The following is an 18,568-nucleotide window of genomic DNA, read 5'->3' as shown; positions in this document are numbered from 1 at the left end:
CGCCCGTGCACACGCCCCGCTGACTGCGGGGCTGGCATCCTGCTCCCCTCCTGCGGTTCCTGTTGGCCATGAAGACCACGACCCTGCTGCGTACAACCCTGCTGCTGCCGCTTGCCGTCCTCGCCTGTGCGGGCTGGGGCCAGGCAACAGCGCCTGCTGCGCCGGCACCTGCCGAGGTGGCGCCGCCCGTGCTGCCGGCGCTGGCCTGGGAGCCGCCGCCGCTGCAGCCGTTCAGCGCGACCTACCAGGCCTTCTACAAGAGCAAGGAAGCGGGCGACGCGACCATGCAGGTCACCCACACCGGTGGCAACCAGTGGCGGGTGGACATGCAGGTGGTCGGCCGTCGCGGCTTTGCCAGCGTGCTCGGCCTGAACATCGAGCAGAGCACCGTGTTCGAGGAGCGCAATGGTGTGTACGCGCCGCTCAGCCAGAGCACGGTGCGCAAGGGCCTGTTCCTCGGCAAGAAGGCCGTCGGCACCTACAACTGGCAGGCCGGCACCGCGCAGTGGAGTGGCGACGTGGAAAAGAAGCGCGCACAGCCGATTCCACTGCAGGCCGGCGATCAGAGCGCCCTGCTGATCAACCTGGCGATCATGCGCGATGCCCGCCCTGGCGCGGCCATGCACTATCGCTACGTCGACATGGGCAAGGTGCGCCAGCACGATTACCAGGCCGCGCCACAGACCGAGAACGTCGAGGTCGGCGACCTGTCCTACAACGCGCTGCGGGTCTATCGGACCAACGGCGGCAACAACGAAACCATTCTCTGGATCGCCAACGGTGTCCCCACCCCGGTGCGCATCCTGCAACGCGAAGACGGCGAAGATCGCGTCGATCTGCGCCTGATCGAATACCAAGGAGTCTGAGCATGAACACCCTGACCCGCCCCCTGACCTGGATCGCTGCTGCCGCATTTTCGGTGGCCAGCCTGCCGGCCATGGCCCTGCAGCCGTTCAAGGCCGACTACCTGGCCAGCTACATGGGCATGCAGGCCAACGGCAGCATGACCCTGACCAGCGAAGGCAGCAACAAGTGGCGCTACAGCCTGCAGGTCAAGAACCAGCTGGCCGACCTGAGCCAGACCACCGTGTTCGAGGAGGTGCGCGGGCAGCTGCGCCCGCTCAGCAGCCAGGACCGCTCGGCGTTGCTGGTGAAGAAGCGCAATGTGCAGGCCAACTACAACTGGACCAGCAACCAGGCCACCTGGACCGGCGACATCAAGCCGGACCGCGCCGGACCGATCGCCCTGAAGGCCGGCGATATGGACGCCCTGCTGATCAACCTGGCCATTGCCCGCGACCTGGCTGCCGGCAAGCCGCTGACCTATCGCATGGTCGACGAAGGCCGGGTCAAGAACATGACCTACCGCGTGGTGGGCAAGGAATCGGTGACCGTGGGCGGCAAGAGCTACGAGGCCACCAAGGTCTCGCGCACCGACGGCAACAAGGAGCTGATCGCCTGGATCGTACCGGAGTTCCCGGTGCCGGCGCGCATGCTGCAGCGTGAAAGCGGTCGTGACGCGCTGGACCTGACCATCAAGGCGATGAACTGACCGGCGATCCGCGTCATCCACGCATGGCGTGGATCTACTTCACGTCCCAGTAGATCCACGCCATGCGTGGATGAATGTCCCAAAAAAACGCCCGCTTCCGCGGGCGTTTTTTTATTTCTTCGGCGTTTCCGCCGGCGCGAACTCGGTGCGGCAGTCCACCCGGATCTGCTCGTCCGTCGATCGGCGCACGAAGGTGCGGCAATGGCGGTTGCCGTCCTGGCTGTCGTTCACCGCCACCGCATAGAACGACTGGATGATCTCGTCACGGGTCACCGTGCCGTCGCCATTCCAGTCCATGTCCTTCTGCTCGATGCCCTTGGTGATGGCGATGTTGGCGTACCAGGCGTAGCCCAGCCACGCCAGCACGATCAGCACCAGCACCAGGAGCGCCTTGCGGCGACGGCTGAACTTGCCGCGCAGGATCATGCGGCCACGCGCCGGATGGTGGCGCCGAGCGAAGACAGCTTCTCTTCGATGTTCTCGTAGCCGCGATCAAGGTGGTAGATGCGATCGATGGTGGTATCGCCATCGGCCATCAGGCCGGCCAGGATCAGCGATGCCGATGCGCGCAGGTCGGTCGCCATCACCGGCGCACCGCTCAGGCGTTCGTGACCGCGCACGATCGCGGTGTGGCCTTCCACCTGCACGTCCGCGCCGAGGCGCAGCAGTTCGTTGACGTGCATGAAACGGTTCTCGAAGATCGTTTCGTTGATCACGCCCACGCCATCGGCCACGCAGTTGAGCGCCATGAACTGCGCCTGCATGTCGGTCGGGAACGCCGGGTACGGCGCGGTGGTCAGGTTGACCGCCTTCGGCCGCTTGCCGTGCATGTCCAGGGTGATGCTGTCTTCGCTGGTCTCGATGGTCGCGCCGGCTTCCACCAGCTTGGCCAGCACCGCGTCCATGGTGTTCGGGCGGGCGCGGTTGACGGTGACCTTGCCACCGGTCATCGCGGCGGCCACCAGGAAGGTGCCGGTTTCAATGCGGTCGGGCAGCACTTCATGGCGGCCACCGGACAGGCGCTCGACACCTTCGATGACCAGGCGGGCGGTGCCCAGGCCTTCGATCTTCGCGCCGAGTGCGATCAGGCAGTGCGCCAGATCGGTGACTTCCGGTTCCATCGCCGCGTTGTCGAGGATGGTGGTGCCTTCGGCCAGTACGGCAGCCATCAGCACGTTCTCGGTACCGGTCACGCTGACCATGTCGAAGGTGAAGTGACCCCCCTTCAGGCGCTTGGCGGTGGCCTTGATGAAGCCGTTCTCGACCACGATCTCGGCACCCAGTGCCTGCAGGCCCTTGATGTGCTGGTCGACCGGGCGCGAGCCGATCGCGCAGCCGCCGGGCAGCGACACTTCGGCCGCGCCGAAGCGGGCCAGCAGCGGGCCCAGCACCAGGATCGAGGCGCGCATGGTCCTGACCAGCTCATACGGCGCCACATGCTGGTTGACCGGACGCGGGTCGACCACGATCGCGCTGCCGCGCGACAGCGTGCCCTGGTCGATGGTCACTTTCGCGCCCAGTTCGCCCAGCAGCTTCACCGTGGTCACCACGTCATGCAGATGCGGCACGTTGGTGATCTCCACCGGCGCGTCGGCCAGCAGGGTCGCACACAGGATGGGGAGGACGGCGTTCTTGGCGCCGGAGATGCTTACTTCACCGTGCAGCGCAGCGCCGCCGGTCACAACGATCTTGGCCATGTATTGGGGATCTTCTGCGGTTCAGCCGGCTTCGGCCGGGGTCACGGTTTTCAATGCGAGCGCGTGGATCGCGCCGCCCATCAGGTCGCCCAGAGTGGCATACACCATCCGGTGGCGGGCCAGCGGCATCTTGCCGGCAAAGGCCTCGCTGACCACGGTCGCTTCGAAATGCACGCCATCGTCACCCTGCACGTCGGCGCGGGCGCCGGGCAGGCCGGTTTCGATCAGATTGCGGATGGTGTCGGCGTCCAACGGGCTTTCCTAATAAAATGTGCGTCCATTCTACTTCCGCTGCGTGGCGTCCGCATGGCCGAATCCCTGTTGCCCCCCCGTTCCGCCGACCCTGCTGCCCTGGTCGCCAGTGGCCGGCGCGTGTTCGAGATCGAACGGCAGGCGCTGGACGCCGTGGCCGACCGCCTCGGCGACGCCTTCCAGCAGGCCTGCCGGGCGATCCTGGGCAGCCGCGGCCGGGTGGTCGCCACCGGCATGGGCAAGTCCGGCCATGTCGCGCGCAAGATCGCCGCCACCCTGGCCTCCACCGGCACCCCGGCGTTCTACGTGCACCCGGGCGAGGCCGGCCACGGCGACCTGGGTATGATCACCGAGGACGACGTGGTGCTGGCCCTGTCCTATTCGGGTGAATCGGATGAGCTGCTGATGCTGCTGCCGGTGCTCAAGCGCCAGGGCAATGTGCTGATCGCCATGACCGGCCGGCCGCAGTCGAGCCTGGCCAGCGCCGCCGATTTCCACCTGGATGTGAGCGTGCCGGCCGAAGCCTGCCCGCTGGCGCTGGCGCCCACCTCCAGCACCACCGCCTCGCTGGCGATGGGCGACGCCCTGGCAGTGGCCCTGCTGGACGCGCGCGGCTTCACCGCCGACGATTTCGCCCGCTCGCACCCGGCCGGCAGCCTCGGCCGCCGATTGCTGCTGCACATCACCGACGTCATGCACACCGGCGAGGACCTGCCCAAGGTCGATGTCGGCGCCAGCCTCAGCGAGGCGCTGATGGAGATGAGCCGCAAGCGCCTGGGCATGACCGCCGTGGTCGACGACCAGGGCGTGCTGATCGGCCTGTTCACCGACGGCGACCTGCGCCGCGCGCTGGATACCGACCTGGACGTGCGCACCGCGAAGATTGCCGATGTGATGACCCGGCAACCGCGCACCATCAGCGCCGACAAGCTGGCGGTGGAGGCTGCGCGGCTGATGGAAACCCACAAGATCACCGGTCTGATCGTGGTCGACAGCCAGGGTCGCGCGGTCGGCGCCCTGAACATTCATGACCTGTTGCGGGCCCGGGTGGTTTAACCGACAGTCCGTAGACCCCATTCAGTCTGTACCAACGAGCCCGCAACCACCGAGTCCGATGCCCTGATGCCCTGGTCCCCCCTGCCCGCCTTCCCCGCCCACCTGCATGCCACTGCGGCCGGTATCCGCCTGGCCTGTTTCGACGTGGACGGCACCCTCACCGACGGTCGGCTGTACTACGACAAGGATGGCAACGAGAGCAAGGCGTACTTCGTGCAGGATGGCCTGGGCCTGAAACTGCTGCAGCAGCACGGTATCCACCCCGTGCTGATCACCGCGCGCAACAGCCAGTCCGCGCTCAAGCGCGGCGCCGACCTGGGCATCGACACCCAGATCGCCGTCGGCGACAAGCTGGCCAGCGTGCAGGCGCTGTGCGCGCAGCACGGCATCGGCCTGGAGCAGGTGGCCTTCATGGGTGACGACCTGCCGGACCTGGCGCCGCTGGGCGCGGTCGGCCTGGCCGTGGCCCCGGCCAATGCGCATCCGTGGATCGCCGAGCGCGTGCACTGGATCACCCGCGCCGACGGCGGCCGTGGTGCCGCGCGCGAGCTGTGCGATGTGCTGCTGGCCGCGCAGGGCCGCCTGGATGCCGTGCTGGCGAGGTTCGGCGCATGAATGCCCCCACCTTGAACTGGCGGATGATCCTCGGCGTGGGCCTGCTGCTGGCGGCCCTGCTGAGCAGCTGGGCCGCACTGCGCAACCGTGAAAAGGCACCTGTCGTTGAAGGCCAGGACGCCGGTGTGGACTACATCCTGCACGACTTCCAGATCGTCGCCCTGGACGAACACGGCAAGGAATCGACCACCCTGCGCGCGCCCCTGCTGGAACGCCAGCGTGGCGACCAGACGCTCAACATCACCACCCCGCTGTTCGAAATGCCCGACAAGGACGGCAAGCACTGGACGCTGCGCGCCGAGACCGGCTGGCTCAGTGCCAAGGGTGACGAGATGAAGCTGCGCGGCAACGTCGCCGGCGACAGCCCGGCCGATCCCGGCGTGGTCCCGACCACCTTCCGCACCGACCACCTGGACGTGTTCCCGAAGGACAACCGCGCCCGCACCGATGCCCTGGTGACCATGACCCGGCCGGGCATGGAGCAGTCCGGCGTCGGGTTCGAGGTGGATTCGAAGAACAACACGTATCATTTCCTCAGCCAGTCCAAGGGCCGTTACACGCCCAAGCGCTGATTCCGCCGCCCGCCCGCGACGTCTTCCCGACAGGCGCGAAGCAGGCAGCCCCCACCCGCAGCCCCCGGTCCCGCCGGAGGGCCACCACCGGTAGAACGGACCCCGATGAAGATTCCCTTTGCAGCCGTGCTCGCACTCAGTCTTCTTGTCCCCGCTGTCGCCTTTGCCAAGTCGACCGACCGCAATGAAGCGATGAACATTGATTCCGGCGCGCAGTCCGGCACCCTCACCGGTGACGGCAAGACCGTGCTGTCGGGCGGCGTGATCATCACCCAGGGCACGCTGGACCTGCGTTCGTCCGAGGCCGAGATCTACCTCAAGGGCGGCGAAGCCGTGCGTGCGGTGTTCACCGGCAAGCAGGCCAAGATGAAGCAGCAGCTCGACGATGGCAGCTGGATGGATGCGGTGGCCGACCGGATCGACTACGACATCACCACCGAGATCATCACCCTGACCGGCAACTACAAGGTCACCAGCGCGCGCGGCACCAATGCCGGCCAGCGCATGGTCTACAACACCCGCAGCGGTGAGATGAACTCCGGCGGCGACGGCAGCCGCGTGCGCACCGTGATTCCGCCGAAGAACAAGACGCCTGCGGCCGCCCCGGCTGCGGCGCCGGCGGGAGGCAAGAAGTAATGCTCGTCGCAACTGGCCTGCGCAAACGCTACAAGCAGCGCGAAGTCGTCAAGGACTTCGGGCTGACCCTGGACGCCGGCGAAGTGGTTGGCCTGCTGGGTCCCAACGGTGCCGGCAAGACCACCTGCTTCTACATGATCGTCGGCCTGGTCGGTGCCGATGCCGGCAGCATCGTGCTGGACGGCAAGGACATCACCGGCGACCCGATGTATACCCGCGCCAAGCAGGGTGTGGGTTACCTGCCGCAGGAACCGTCGGTGTTCCGCAAGCTGACCGTGGCAGACAACCTGCGCCTGGTGCTGGAACTGCGCGAGGACCTGGATTCGGCTGGCCGCGAGCGCGAACTGAACAGCCTGCTCGACGAACTGCAGCTGGGGCACGTGTCCGAACAGCTGGGCGCCAGCCTGTCCGGTGGTGAGCGCCGTCGTTGCGAGATCGCGCGTGCGCTGGCGGCGAAGCCGCGGCTGATCCTGCTCGACGAACCCTTCGCCGGTGTGGACCCGATCTCGGTCGGCGAAATCCAGCGCATCGTCACCCATCTCAAGCAGCGCGGCATCGGTGTGCTGATCACCGACCACAACGTGCGCGAGACCTTGGGAATCTGCGACCGCGCGTATATCCTCGCAGAGGGCACCGTACTGGCCCAGGGCTCGCCCGAGGCGATCCTGGACAACGCCGACGTGCGCCGCGTCTACCTTGGGGATTCCTTCAAGCTGTAACCGCGGCCGCCGGGCCCTCTCCCTTCCGTTCGGCACAGGCATGAAGACTCGGCTGCAGACATCGTTGGGACAGCAGCTGGTGCTTACGCCCCAGCTGCAGCAGGCGATCAAGCTGCTGCAGATGTCCACGACCGAGCTGGAGCTGGAAATCGCCCAGGCAGTGGAGAGCAATCCGCTGCTGGACTGGTCCGACAGCAACGACGAAGGCGCCGGTGTCGACAAGGAGGCCAGCAGCGACGACGCGGGCGCAGACAATGACGCCCCGCCCGACAATGCTGAAAGCAGTGGCGACGACTGGGCGCCCGCCGAGCTGGACTGGAGCAGTGGCGGCAGCGGCGGAAGTTTCGATGATGACGACGACAACGGCAGTGCTGCCGAACGCGTCGCCGAAACCGAAACCCTGGCCGACCACCTGCTGTGGCAGCTGCACCTGACCCACCTGTCCAACCGCGACCGCAGCATCGGCGCCGCGCTGATCGATTCGCTGGAAGACGATGGCTATCTGCGCGAGCCGCTCTCGGCCATCGCCGAAGCGCTGCTGCCGGCGATCCATGCCGGTGAAGACGAAATCCTGACCGTGCTGCACCAGATCCAGCGCTTCGACCCCGTTGGCGTGGCTGCACGCAGCCTCGGCGAATGCCTGCAGCTGCAGCTGGACGTGCTGCCTGCCGACACCCCGTGCCTGGCCCTGGCCCGGCAGGTCGCCGCAGGCCCACTGGAACAGCTGCCGCGCAGCGGCGTGACCGGCCTGGCCCAGCAGCTGAAGCAGCCGTTGGCCGAGGTCGAGACCGCCGTGGCCCTGCTGCGCTCGCTGGACCCTCGCCCCGGCACGCAGATCGCTCCGCTCGCCCAGGACACCTACGTGGTGCCGGACGTGGTCGTGTGGCGGCAGAACGGCATCTGGCGCGCCGCGCTGGCCGCCCATGCCGGCCCCAGGCTGGTGATCCACCGCGGGTACGAGCAGATGATCCGTCGCTGCGGTGACGCCGATGCCGGTTATCTGCGCGGCCAATTGCAGGAAGCGCGCTGGCTGCTGAAGGGCCTGCAGGCGCGTGGCGAGACGCTGCTGCGGGTGGTGCGCAGCCTGATCCAGCAGCAGGCGGGCTTCCTTGAATTCGGCGAACAGGCTCTGCGCCCGCTGACCCTGCGCGAGATCGCCGGCGAACTGGGCCTGCACGAATCCACCGTGTCGCGCGCGATCGCCCGCAAGCATGTGCGTACGCCACGCGGCACCCTGCCGCTGCGTGCCTTCTTCGCCTCGGGCATCGACACCGACGGCGGTGGCGAAGCGTCCAGCACCGCCATCCAGGCCATGATCCGGCGCCTGATCGATGACGAGAACCCACGCAAGCCGCTTTCTGACGCCAAGCTGGCTGACCTGCTCAAAACATCGGGAATCCCAGTAGCGCGGCGCACCGTGGCGAAGTATCGTGAGGCCATGAACATCTCCGCCTCGCACGAAAGAGTCAGAATCGTTTGACGCGCCGCCGCGCCCGGCGGAGAGGTTCATTGGCACATCCGATCAAAGGAGAAACCCGATGCGCATCGAAACGTTTGGCAAAGATGTCGAAGTCACCCCGGCCCTGCAGTCCTATGTGGAGGAGAAGCTGGCCCGGATCGGCAAACACTTCGACCAGCACTGCGAAGCGCGGGTGACCCTCAAGCTGCAGAAGACCGAGCACCACGTCGATGCCAGCCTCAATATTCCGGGTCAGACCCTGCACGCTGAAGCCAATGCGCAGACCATGTATGCCGCGATCGACCTGCTGGCGGACAAGCTTGACCGCCTGGTGATCAAGCACAAGGAGAAAAAACAGCAGCACGCACCGCTGCCGGTGGGCGACAATGGTGGCTGATCGCCACCGCTCCCCGCAGACATGCCCCTGACTGACCTCCTGGCGGCCGTGCAGACCCAGCTCTGCACGGCCACCGACCGCGACAGCGTCCTGCAGGCCGCGGCCGGATTGCTGGCCTGCCGCCAGGCCAATGCCGAACAGATCTATCTCAACCTGTGCCAGCGCGAAGCGCTGGGCAGTACCGCGATCGGTTACGGCATCGCCATCCCGCATGGTCGTGCGCCGACCATGGATCGACCCCGTGGCGCGCTGCTGCGTCTGCAGACTCCGGTCGATTTCGGTGGCGACGAGCCGGTGGACCTGGTGTTCGCCATGGCCGTTCCCGCCCACTACACCCATCAACACCTGATGCTGCTGTCCGAGCTGGCCGAGCTGTTTTCCGCGCCCTGCATCCGCCAGGCGCTGCGTGAGGCCGGTGATGCACGGGAGCTGCGCCAGGCCCTGGACCTGACCCCACCGGCGAGCGCCGCATGAATACCAGCATCACTGCCCGCGAACTGTTCGAACAGCAGCGTGAGCGGCTTGGCCTGCGTTGGGCAGCGGGAAAATCCGGTGAGAAGCGCGAGCTGGAGGCCGGCAACACGGTCTCGCGGCGCCCTTCGCTGGCCGGCTATCTCAATGCGATCTATCCCAACAAGGTGCAGATCCTCGGTACCGAGGAACTGTCCTGGCTGGACGCGCTGGAACCACGCCAGCGCTGGGAGACCATCGAAAAGATCATGCAGTCGCATCCGCTGGCGCTGGTGCTGACCCGCAACCAGCCCTGCCCGGAAGACCTGCGCGCGGCCGCCGATGAATCCGGCACGCCGCTGTGGCTCTCGCCCAAGCGCGGCCACGAGCTGCTCAACCACCTGTCCTACCACCTGGCCCGGACACTGGCGCCGCGGGTGATCCTGCACGGCGTGTTCATGGAAATCTACTCCATCGGCGTGCTGATCACCGGTGAAGCGGGATCGGGCAAGAGCGAGCTGGCCCTGGAACTGCTCAGCCGCGGTCACCGCTTGGTGGCCGACGACGCCCCCGAGTTCACCCAGATCGCCCCGGACGTGCTCGATGGCACCTGCCCGGAGCTGCTGCAGGACCTGCTGGAAGTGCGCGGCCTGGGTGTGCTCAACGTGCGCGAGATGTTCGGCGACACCGCTGTAAAGAAGAACAAGTACCTTCGGCTGATCGTCCACCTGACCAAGCCGATGACCGAACCCACCCCCCATGGTTACGAGCGCCTGACCGGCGACTCGGGTACGCGCCACGTGCTGGACCTGGACGTGCCGCTGATCACCCTGCCGGTGATGCCCGGCCGCAACCTGGCCGTTCTGACCGAGGCGGCCACCCGCCTGCACATTCTGCGTACCAAGGGTATCGACCCGGCGGCGATGTTCATCGCCCGCCACAGCAACCTGCTGGAACGGCGAACGCCCTGACCCCCTGTCCTTCGAAGAGCCCGTCCATGAGCACCGTCATTCCCACCGCCCCGACCCTGATCATCGTCAGTGGCCTGTCCGGCTCGGGTAAATCCGTCGCCCTGAAGACCTTCGAGGACCAGGACTATTACTGCACGGACAACCTGCCGATCCAGCTGCTGCCGGACTTCGTGCGCAATGTCCTGAGCCATCACGACGGTGCGGCAGTACGCCGGCTGGCGGTGGGCATCGATGTGCGCGGGCAGAGCGACCTGACCCAGCTGTCCAACTGGCGGCAGCTGGCCACCGATGCCGGGGTGGACGCCAAGGTGCTGTTTTTCGAAGCCAGCGATGAAACGGTGCTCAAGCGCTATGCCGATACCCGTCGCCGGCACCCGCTGAGTCAGCTCGGTCTGTCGCTGCCGGAAGCGATCGCCCGCGAGCGCGAGCTGATCGCGCCGCTGCGTCGCGAAGCCGATGCGGTGATCGATACCAGCGCGTTGAACGTGCATCAGCTGCGCCGCCGGATCATCACCGAATTCGCGATGGGCCATGCCACCCGCCTGTCGCTGCTGTTCGAATCGTTTGCCTACAAGCGTGGCGTGCCGGCCGAGGCCGACTTCGTGTTCGACGCGCGCGTGCTGCCCAACCCGCACTGGGATCCGGAACTGCGGGCGCTGAGCGGTCGCGAACCGGGTGTGCGCGATTACCTGGAAGCGCAGCCGGATGTGCAGCGCTACCTGGCGCAGCTGATGGATTTCCTGGATACGTGGCTGCCGAAGCTGGGGGATGGCACCCGCAGCTATGTGACGGTGGCCTTCGGTTGTACGGGGGGCAAGCACCGCTCGGTATTCCTGGCCGAACGCCTGGCGCGCCATGCGCGGGAGATGGGCTGGGAAGACGTGGCGACCTATCACCGCGAACAGGATTGAGGGGTGGATCGGCCGGGCTGCGCCCGGCCCCCGCAGAAACCACGGCAACGTCAACGGCAAGCGCCTGCATTTCGTGGGATGCGGGGCAGGTCAGCAAGCGGGGGACGCTGCAAGTACGTCCATGTAAGCTCGGTCGCCGCATCCATGCGGCTCACGCCCCCGCTTGCTGACCCGCCCCGCCTTCGACAGGTTCCCGCGATCTGTCGGGACGGCGTTCTCTGCTGCTGTTGGTGGGTGTCGACCTTGGTCGACACAGTAGATCCACGCCATGCGTGGATGAATCTCTGTCACGCACCGAAAAACGGATGCGGTCGGATCCCTTTTTCAACGAAAAAGGGCTCCGACCCGAGTAACGCTGAATACGGGACACAGTGCCCCTCTCCTGCTGCTATCGCCAATTCACCTTGACCTGTTAACGTGCAGTAATGACCTGTGGCATTCTCCTCGTAACACATCCTGGGGTCGGGATCGCCCTGCTTGAGGTGGCGACCCGGCTTCTGCGGCAGTTGCCGCTGAAAACCGAAGCTTTCGAAGTACCGTTCGACGCAGACCTGGATGCTCTGCTCCCGCTCGCCTCGGCCGCTCTGCGGCGGGTCGATGGGGGTGAGGGCGTGCTGATCCTGACCGACCTGTACGGCGCCAGCCCCGCCAACCTTGCCGGGCAGCTGGCCCGGTTGGGGACCCCGGTTCGCCGGGTGTCGGCGCTGAGCCTGCCGATGTTGCTGCGGGTGATGAATTATCCGGAACAGGGACTGGATCAACTGCCTGCCACTGCGGCGGCGGGCACCCGTAATGGAGCGATAGTCGACGATGCTTGAACGAGAACTCACTGTGAGCAACCGCCTAGGCCTGCATGCCCGGGCCACCGCCAAGCTGGTGCAGACCCTGGCGCCGTTCCGCTGCAACGTGACCATGGCCGCCAAAGGCCGTGAGATCAACGCCAAGAGCATCATGGGCGTGATGCTGCTGGCGGCTGGGCAAGGCACGCCGGTCACCATCCGCATCAACGGCGAAGACGAAGTGGCCGCGATGGACGCGGTGGTCGACCTGTTCGAGCGTCGCTTCGACGAGGACAACTGAGCGTGCCGCGCGCACGCGCCGGCCAAGCCCCCACCGGCCAACGGCCGGTACAGCTGCTGGCCGGACACGGCGCCGCCCGCGGTACGGCGATGGGCCGCGCCCGCGTGCGCCTGCCGCATGCACTGGAAGTAGCCGAACAGCGCGTCACCCCTTCCCAGGTTGAATCCGAGCTGGCACGCCTGCACCGCGCCGTGGACGCGGCGCGCACGGAAATGCACGAGCTGCGCCAGCGCCTGCATGGTGCGCTGAACCAGGAAGTGGGTGAATTCCTCGACCTGCATGCACTGCTGCTGGACGATCCCGAACTGCTGTTCGGCCTGGACGAACTGATCCGCAGTGGCCCCTACAGCGCCGGCTACGCATTGCGCCTGCAGCGCGACCGCCTGGCCAAAGTCTTCGATGGCATGGACGATGCCTATCTTAAGAGCCGCATGGATGACCTCGACCATGTGATCGGGCGCATCCATGCCTTCCTGCAGCCCGAGCGCCCGGCAGCGGTAAAGGGCCTGGCCGGTGAAATCCTGGTCTGCGACAACATCGCCCCTTCCGAGCTGGCCCAGCTGCAGTCGCACGGTGTCGTCGGCATCGTCACCAGCGCGGGCAGCGCGCTTTCGCACAGTGCGATCCTCGCCCGCAGCCTGCACCTGCCGTTGATCGTCAGCGTGCCGCAGCTGCTGAGCAAGGTGATCGACGGCGACGTGCTGATCATCGATGGCGCCGACGGCAGCATCACCGTCAACCCGCAGGCCGACAACCTGCGTGACTACCGCGCACGCCTGAAGGAGCACGCGCGCGAGCAGCGCGAGCTCGGCCGCCTGCGCAGCAAACCCAGCCGTACCCGCGACCAGGTCGACATCGCCCTGCTGGCCAATGCCGAATCGCTGGAAGATGTGACCCAGGCGCATGCGCTGGGCGCCCACGGCCTGGGCCTGTACCGCACCGAATTCCTGTTCCTGCAGCGCAACGAACTGCCGGACGAAGAAGAACAATTCCAGACCTACCGCGATGCGGCACTGGGCATGAGTGGCCGCCCGGTGACCATCCGTACCTTGGACCTGGGTGCAGACAAGGCCGACCGCACCGGCCTGACCCTGAGCAACGAGGAAAACCCGGCGCTGGGCCTGCGCGGCGTGCGCCTGTCGCTGGCCCGGCCCAAGGTGGCCGACACCCAGATGCGCGCGATCCTGCGCGCCTCGGCCTACGGCAAGCTGCGCGTACTGGTGCCCATGGTCAGCACCCGCGACGAACTGCTGGCGGTACGCCGGCGCATGCTGAAACTGGGCGAGCAGCTGCGCGCCGAGGGCCACATGGTGGCCGAGCATGTGCCACTGGGCGCGATGATCGAAGTGCCCGCCGCCGCGCTGGCGCTGGAGAGTTTCATCGACCTGGTCGACTTCCTGTCGATCGGCACCAACGATCTGGTGCAGTACCTGCTGGCCGCCGACCGCAACAACGAAGCACTGGGCGAACTGTATTCGCCACTGCACCCGGCCGTGCTGCGCCTGCTGCAGATGGTGATCGAGACCGGCGCGCGCCATCGCATTCCGGTGGCGGTATGTGGCGAGATCGCCGGCGACGCACGGATGACCCCGCTGCTGCTGGCGCTGGGCCTGACCGAGTTCAGCCTGCACCCGGGCACCTTGCTGGAAGTACGCCGGGCTGTCCGTGATGCCGACCTCGGTGCCCTGCGCGCCCGCGCACCGAAGCTGCTGGGCATGCGTGACCGCCGCGGCATCGAGCGCTGGCTGTCGTTGGTGGCGGACGCGTCCTGATTCCCGCGCTACGCGCTCGCCGGGCATGGCCCGGCGCTACCGCCGCGTGCCACCCTTGGTAGCGCCGGGCCATGCCCGGCGGAATGTGTGGGCCCCGGTGGCCGCAGGCCAGCGGGGTATGCGCTGAAACATCCCCTTGCGATAATGACGCGCTGAACACCCCTGTTGCCGCATCCTTGCCAGGATCGCGGCTTTTCTTATCCCCGCGGGAGCTGCGATGGCTGAGGCTGTACGCCACGACAAGACTGCGCGCCAGTTGCGGATGCTGTCCGACGCACTGGACAGCGGTCGGCTGGGCCCGGTACGCCGTCTGGTCAATACCCTGGCGCCGGCCGAGATCGGCAACCTGCTCGAATCGCTGCCACCGGGCAAACGCGAGATCGTCTGGGGTCTGGTCGATCCGGAAGACGACGGCGAGGTGCTGGTCCACGTCGGCGACGACGTGCGCGAGAGCCTGCTCGCGGACATGGACCCGGACGAGATCATCGCCGCGGTCGAAGACCTCGACATCGACGATCTGGCCGACCTGGTCGAAGACCTGCCGGACACGGTCATCGACGAAGTTCTCAAGTCGATGGACCGCGAGAACCGCGAGCGCCTGGAACAGGTGCTGTCCTACCCCGAGGACAGCGCCGGCCGCCTGATGAACCCGGACGTGGTGACGGTGCGCGCCGACGTCAATGTCGACGTGGTGCTGCGCTACCTGCGCCTGCGCGGCGAACTGCCCGACCATACCGATCACCTGTTCGTGGTCAGCCGCCGTCACCAGTATCTCGGCCGCGTGTCGCTGGCCTCGCTGGTGACCCATGAAGACACCACGCCGATCAACCGCCTGATCGACGATGAGCAGCCTGCCATCGATGTCGGCGAAAGCGACCAGGAAGTGGCACGGCAGTTCTCCGACCATGACTGGATCTCCGCGCCGGTAGTGGATGACAACAACATCCTGATCGGCCGCATCACCATCGATGACGTGGTCGACATCATCCGGGGCCAGGCCGAGCACCAGGCGCTGGGCGCCGCCGGCCTGGACGAGGACGAGGATCTGTTCAGCCCGGTCTGGCGCGCGATGCGGCGCCGCCTGATGTGGCTGTCGGTGAACCTGTGCACCGCGTTCCTGGCCTCCAGCGTGGTCGGCCACTTTGAAGGCACCATCGACAAGCTGGTCGCGCTGGCCGTGCTGATGCCGATCGTCGCCGGGCTCGGCGGCAATGCCGGCACCCAGGTGCTGGCGCTGATGGTGCGCGGCCTGGCGCTGGGCCAGGTCGGCAGTTCCAACGCACGCACGCTGCTGTGGAAGGAAGTGCGGGTCGCCCTGCTCAATGGCGTGGTGCTCGGCTCGGTACTGGGCCTGATCGTGCTCGCCTGGTTCCACTCGCCCGGACTCTCGGCGGTGATCGCCATCGCGCTGACCTGCAACCTGTTGTTCGCGGCACTGGCCGGCGTGCTGGTGCCCCTGGGCCTGAAGCGCTTCGGCTTCGATCCGGCTTTGGCCAGCGGCATCTTCCTGACCGCGGTGACCGATTCGATGGGCTTCTTCACCTTCCTCGGCCTGGCCACCATGGTCCTGCTGCACTGACTGGAACTGCCATGGCAACGACGATCGAAAACTATTTTGCGCCGGGTTGGCGCGACCAGCTGCATACCTGTGCGGCCTGCGAATGGAAAGGCAGTTCGCGGGCAATGGTGATGGAGCTGGACGAGGACGCCACCGAGTACGTGTGCCCGGTGTGCGAGAACCCGCTGCTGGTGGTGCTGCATCCGGACATGGCGCAGGTGCAGGCCGCAGCCGCAGGCGGCAATGCCGAGGCGCAGGAGCAGCTGCAGATCATCGCCAGCTTCCCGCGCCCGCAGTGATGCGGCGCACGATGCCGGGCTGGCCGCAGCGCACTACCATCGAAGCGACCTCGCCCTCATGGGAATCGCCATGCTTCGATCGTTCTCGCGCTGGCTGCCACTGCTGGCCCTGCTGATGATGACCGGGTGTGCCAGTACGCCGCCCGGTGCGCGCGGCCACTTCGAGGCACGCGCGGTGAAGGTGGACGGCGAGACTGCCTACTACCAGGTGTTCATTCCAGCCGAAACCGCGCGCGCGTCTGGGCCGCTGCCGGTGGTGCTGTTCCTGCACGGTTCCGGCGAGCGCGGCGGCGATGGCGTGAAGCAGACCCACGCAGGCCTGGGCCCGTACCTGCGTCGGCACGCCGCCGATTTCCCCGCACTGGCGGTGTTTCCGCAGGCACCCGGCCGAGAAGAATGGAGCGGCCGCAACAACCGTGTGGCGATCGCGGCACTGGACGCCACGATTGCAGAATTCGGCGCCGATCCGGCACGGCAGTACCTGACCGGGATGTCGATGGGCGGCTACGGCAGCTGGAACATCGCCCTGGACGATCCGCAGCGCTTTGCCGCGATCGTGCCGGTCTGCGGCGCGGTGCTGGCGCCGCGCGCGGTCCGCCCCACCCTGTTCGTCGAACAGGTGGCGCGTGAGACCGATCCCTACACGGTGATCGCCCAGCGCCTGCAGCGCACCCCGATCTGGATCTTCCACGGCGCGCTGGATGATGTGGTGCCGCCGGAGGATGATCGCCGGCTGCATGCCGCCTTCCAGACCGCAGGCGCGCGTGATGTGCGCTATACCGAGTACCCGGACGGCAACCACAACGCCTGGGATGCCACCTACGCCGATGCGGCGATGTGGGCGTGGTTGTTCCAGCAGAAGCGCTGAACTACAGCTCCTGCTTGAAAACCTCCGCGGTGGGTGCCGACCGTTGGTCGGCACTATCTCTCCGATCCCATATGTTCAATTGACTGGAACCTCCCTTCAACTTCCCATCGACACCACGCATGGGGATATTCACCAAGCTGCGCGGTCAGCCCTGCCCTGATCGGATTTCCCAACACGTACATTGCATGACGGAACAGAGATTCATCGGAGCGGATCGCGTGATCGTGATAGCTCGATTGCCAGAATCGTCCTGACCGGCCGGACATGCGGTTGATCCGCAATGCACTGCTCGATTTGAAGCGTTGCATGATGTAGTCCAGCGAGAACGCGCGGAGCTCCAAAAGCCAATGGATGTGGTCCGGCATGACCACATAGGCAAGTGAGTGCGTCAGACCTTCAGCATCAATGCGGCGGACCACGTCCATCACCACCTGCGCCGCAGTGGCATCGTCGAAGTAGCGTCGACGCCCTTGAGTGACGGTGGTCAGGATGTAGGATTGCCCGATCCGGGAATGGCGGCCAAGGCATAGGCGTGCACGGTTCATGGGCCCAAGCGTGTGCCTACCGGCAGTCCCCTTCTATCGGGCAACCCCTCCGATGCAGGTAGGGCTGTGGCCAATCAATGGTTGCGCCCAGCACCACGGGACTGATTGCTCTGCGCCGACCAACGGTCGGCCCTCACCGAGGCAGTTCAAGGTGCCCCCCCTTTGTGCCGACCAACGGTCGGCACCCACCCAATCGGGACGCGGGGGCTCAACCCAGCAGGGTTTCCAGCACGGCCATGCGTACGGCGACGCCGTTGGCGACCTGGCGCAGCACCCACGACTGCGGGCCGTCGGCCACGTCGTCGGTCACTTCCACGCCGCGGTTGATCGGGCCCGGATGCAGCACGGCTGCGTCCTTGCCGGCGCGGGCCAGGCGTGCGGTGTTCAGCCCGTACTGTGCGTGATACTGCTCCAGCGACGGCACCAGCCCTTCTTCCATGCGCTCACGCTGCAGGCGCAGCATCATCAGCGCGTCGACGCCTTCCAGCATCGCGTCGAAATCATCACCGACCACGCAGCCCTTCAGGGTGTCGTCGTCCGGCAGCAGCGACTGCGGGCCACACACGCGGATCTCGCCCACGCCCAGCGTACGCAGCGCATGCAGGTCGGTGCGGGCCACGCGCGAGTGCTTGACGTCGCCGACGATCACCACCTTCATCTTCGAGAAGTCCGGGCCCTTGGCCTGGCGCAGGGTCAGCATGTCCAGCAGGCCCTGGGTCGGGTGCGAGCTGCGGCCGTCGCCGGCATTGATCAGCGCGGTGCCCTCGCCCGCCACAGCGGCCAGCGCGGCCACGGCGCCGTCATCCGGGTGGCGTACGACGAAACCACGCACGCCCATCGCTTCCAGGTTCTTCAGCGTGTCGCACGCGGTTTCGCCCTTGCGCGTGGACGAGGTGGAGGCGTCGAAGTTGAGCACGTCCGCACCCAACCGCTGCGCCGCCAGATGGAACGAACTGCGGGTACGGGTGGAGGGTTCGAAGAACAAGGTGCACACCGCCGATCCGCCCAGCACGTGGCGCTTGTTGCCGACACGGCCGACCGCGGCATCGCGGATCTGGCCGGCGCGGTCGAGCAGTTGCACCAGGGTGTCGCGGGGCAGACCTTCAAGCGTCAACAGGTGGCGCAGGCGGCCGGAGTCATCGAGTTGCTGGGCGGTCAT

Annotated in this window: 23 protein-coding genes; 18 read left to right on the top strand and 5 right to left on the bottom strand. The window is 66.7% G+C overall.

Annotated elements, in window-relative coordinates:
- Positions 1-68: 68 nt before the first annotated feature.
- Both AC13GI_RS10260 and AC13GI_RS10255 read left to right on the top strand, forming a co-directional pair.
- Positions 69-866, top strand: coding sequence for a DUF3108 domain-containing protein (locus AC13GI_RS10260; protein WP_482996202.1), 798 nt, complete (start codon positions 69-71; stop codon positions 864-866).
- Between the two features lie 2 nt (positions 867-868).
- Complete coding sequence (locus AC13GI_RS10255; protein ID WP_099819267.1) at positions 869-1,552, top strand: DUF3108 domain-containing protein; 684 nt, start codon at positions 869-871, stop codon at positions 1,550-1,552.
- Positions 1,553-1,663: 111 nt separating this feature from the next.
- Here the strand turns inward: AC13GI_RS10255 and AC13GI_RS10250 are convergent, their stop codons facing one another.
- The 3 genes from AC13GI_RS10250 to AC13GI_RS10240 are packed head-to-tail and all read right to left on the bottom strand — an operon-like array spanning position 1,664 to position 3,501.
- Positions 1,664-1,978, bottom strand: coding sequence for an EF-hand domain-containing protein (locus tag AC13GI_RS10250; RefSeq protein WP_482996201.1), 315 nt, complete (start codon positions 1,976-1,978; stop codon positions 1,664-1,666).
- Complete coding sequence (gene murA / locus AC13GI_RS10245) at positions 1,975-3,249, bottom strand: UDP-N-acetylglucosamine 1-carboxyvinyltransferase (RefSeq protein ID WP_099819265.1); 1,275 nt, start codon at positions 3,247-3,249, stop codon at positions 1,975-1,977. The genes AC13GI_RS10250 and murA overlap by 4 nt, the downstream gene beginning before the upstream one ends.
- 21 nt (positions 3,250-3,270) lie before the next feature.
- A complete protein-coding gene (locus AC13GI_RS10240) occupies positions 3,271-3,501 on the bottom strand; it encodes a BolA family protein (RefSeq protein WP_089239309.1) in 231 nt (76 codons plus the stop codon).
- A gap of 54 nt (positions 3,502-3,555) precedes the next feature.
- Between AC13GI_RS10240 and AC13GI_RS10235 the strand changes: the two genes are divergently transcribed.
- The 16 genes from AC13GI_RS10235 to AC13GI_RS10160 all read left to right on the top strand — a co-directional run bounded on the left by AC13GI_RS10235 (position 3,556) and on the right by AC13GI_RS10160 (position 16,864).
- The gene (locus AC13GI_RS10235) at positions 3,556-4,557 is read left to right on the top strand and encodes a KpsF/GutQ family sugar-phosphate isomerase (RefSeq protein ID WP_093817547.1); all 1,002 of its coding nucleotides are present in this window, start codon (positions 3,556-3,558) and stop codon (positions 4,555-4,557) included.
- 66 nt (positions 4,558-4,623) lie between these two features.
- A complete protein-coding gene (locus AC13GI_RS10230) occupies positions 4,624-5,172 on the top strand; it encodes a KdsC family phosphatase (protein ID WP_099819264.1) in 549 nt (182 codons plus the stop codon).
- Positions 5,169-5,744 (top strand): LPS export ABC transporter periplasmic protein LptC, encoded by a 576-nt coding sequence (gene lptC / locus AC13GI_RS10225; protein WP_089239303.1) that lies wholly within the window; start codon positions 5,169-5,171, stop codon positions 5,742-5,744. Before AC13GI_RS10230 ends, lptC begins: the two co-directional genes overlap by 4 nt.
- A gap of 105 nt (positions 5,745-5,849) precedes the next feature.
- Positions 5,850-6,380 carry a lipopolysaccharide transport periplasmic protein LptA gene (lptA, locus tag AC13GI_RS10220; protein WP_099819263.1) on the top strand — a complete coding sequence of 177 codons (531 nt, stop codon included), beginning with the start codon at positions 5,850-5,852 and terminating at the stop codon, positions 6,378-6,380.
- A complete protein-coding gene (gene lptB, locus AC13GI_RS10215; protein WP_025874019.1) occupies positions 6,380-7,099 on the top strand; it encodes an LPS export ABC transporter ATP-binding protein in 720 nt (239 codons plus the stop codon). Before lptA ends, lptB begins: the two co-directional genes overlap by 1 nt.
- 40 nt (positions 7,100-7,139) lie before the next feature.
- The gene (locus tag AC13GI_RS10210) at positions 7,140-8,579 is read left to right on the top strand and encodes an RNA polymerase factor sigma-54 (protein WP_099819262.1); all 1,440 of its coding nucleotides are present in this window, start codon (positions 7,140-7,142) and stop codon (positions 8,577-8,579) included.
- A gap of 58 nt (positions 8,580-8,637) precedes the next feature.
- Entirely contained in the window at positions 8,638-8,955 is a 318-nt protein-coding gene (hpf, locus tag AC13GI_RS10205) for a ribosome hibernation-promoting factor, HPF/YfiA family (RefSeq protein WP_004147311.1), read from the top strand.
- Positions 8,956-8,976: 21 nt separating this feature from the next.
- Entirely contained in the window at positions 8,977-9,429 is a 453-nt protein-coding gene (locus AC13GI_RS10200) for a PTS sugar transporter subunit IIA (RefSeq protein ID WP_482996200.1), read from the top strand.
- The gene (gene hprK / locus AC13GI_RS10195) at positions 9,426-10,376 is read left to right on the top strand and encodes an HPr(Ser) kinase/phosphatase (RefSeq protein ID WP_004147299.1); all 951 of its coding nucleotides are present in this window, start codon (positions 9,426-9,428) and stop codon (positions 10,374-10,376) included. Before AC13GI_RS10200 ends, hprK begins: the two co-directional genes overlap by 4 nt.
- Positions 10,377-10,402: 26 nt before the next feature.
- Positions 10,403-11,287: an RNase adapter RapZ gene (gene rapZ, locus AC13GI_RS10190; protein ID WP_482996199.1), complete on the top strand. Its 885-nt coding sequence runs from the start codon at positions 10,403-10,405 to the stop codon at positions 11,285-11,287.
- A gap of 425 nt (positions 11,288-11,712) precedes the next feature.
- Positions 11,713-12,105, top strand: a complete 393-nt coding sequence (locus tag AC13GI_RS10185; RefSeq protein ID WP_099819261.1) for a PTS sugar transporter subunit IIA — start codon at positions 11,713-11,715, stop codon at positions 12,103-12,105.
- Positions 12,098-12,367, top strand: a complete 270-nt coding sequence (locus AC13GI_RS10180) for an HPr family phosphocarrier protein (protein WP_025874024.1) — start codon at positions 12,098-12,100, stop codon at positions 12,365-12,367. The genes AC13GI_RS10185 and AC13GI_RS10180 overlap by 8 nt, the downstream gene beginning before the upstream one ends.
- A 2-nt stretch (positions 12,368-12,369) precedes the next feature.
- A complete protein-coding gene (gene ptsP, locus AC13GI_RS10175; protein WP_482996198.1) occupies positions 12,370-14,139 on the top strand; it encodes a phosphoenolpyruvate--protein phosphotransferase in 1,770 nt (589 codons plus the stop codon).
- Between the two features lie 217 nt (positions 14,140-14,356).
- Entirely contained in the window at positions 14,357-15,718 is a 1,362-nt protein-coding gene (mgtE, locus tag AC13GI_RS10170) for a magnesium transporter (RefSeq protein WP_025874026.1), read from the top strand.
- 11 nt (positions 15,719-15,729) lie between these two features.
- The gene (locus AC13GI_RS10165; RefSeq protein WP_049470046.1) at positions 15,730-15,996 is read left to right on the top strand and encodes a hypothetical protein; all 267 of its coding nucleotides are present in this window, start codon (positions 15,730-15,732) and stop codon (positions 15,994-15,996) included.
- Between the two features lie 70 nt (positions 15,997-16,066).
- Positions 16,067-16,864 carry a carboxylesterase family protein gene (locus AC13GI_RS10160; protein WP_482996197.1) on the top strand — a complete coding sequence of 266 codons (798 nt, stop codon included), beginning with the start codon at positions 16,067-16,069 and terminating at the stop codon, positions 16,862-16,864.
- Positions 16,865-16,917: 53 nt separating this feature from the next.
- Here AC13GI_RS10160 and AC13GI_RS10155 read toward each other — a convergent pair whose 3' ends face one another.
- Both AC13GI_RS10155 and AC13GI_RS10150 read right to left on the bottom strand, forming a co-directional pair.
- Entirely contained in the window at positions 16,918-17,409 is a 492-nt protein-coding gene (locus AC13GI_RS10155; protein WP_482996196.1) for an REP-associated tyrosine transposase, read from the bottom strand.
- A 208-nt stretch (positions 17,410-17,617) separates the two neighbouring features.
- Complete coding sequence (locus AC13GI_RS10150) at positions 17,618-18,568, bottom strand: aspartate carbamoyltransferase catalytic subunit (RefSeq protein ID WP_100463517.1); 951 nt, start codon at positions 18,566-18,568, stop codon at positions 17,618-17,620.

The sequence above is a fragment of the Stenotrophomonas sp. 82F1 genome (assembly GCF_056861525.1).
The sequence above is the reverse complement of the archived record's forward strand: the minus strand, read 5'-3'. Positions and strand labels throughout refer to the sequence as shown.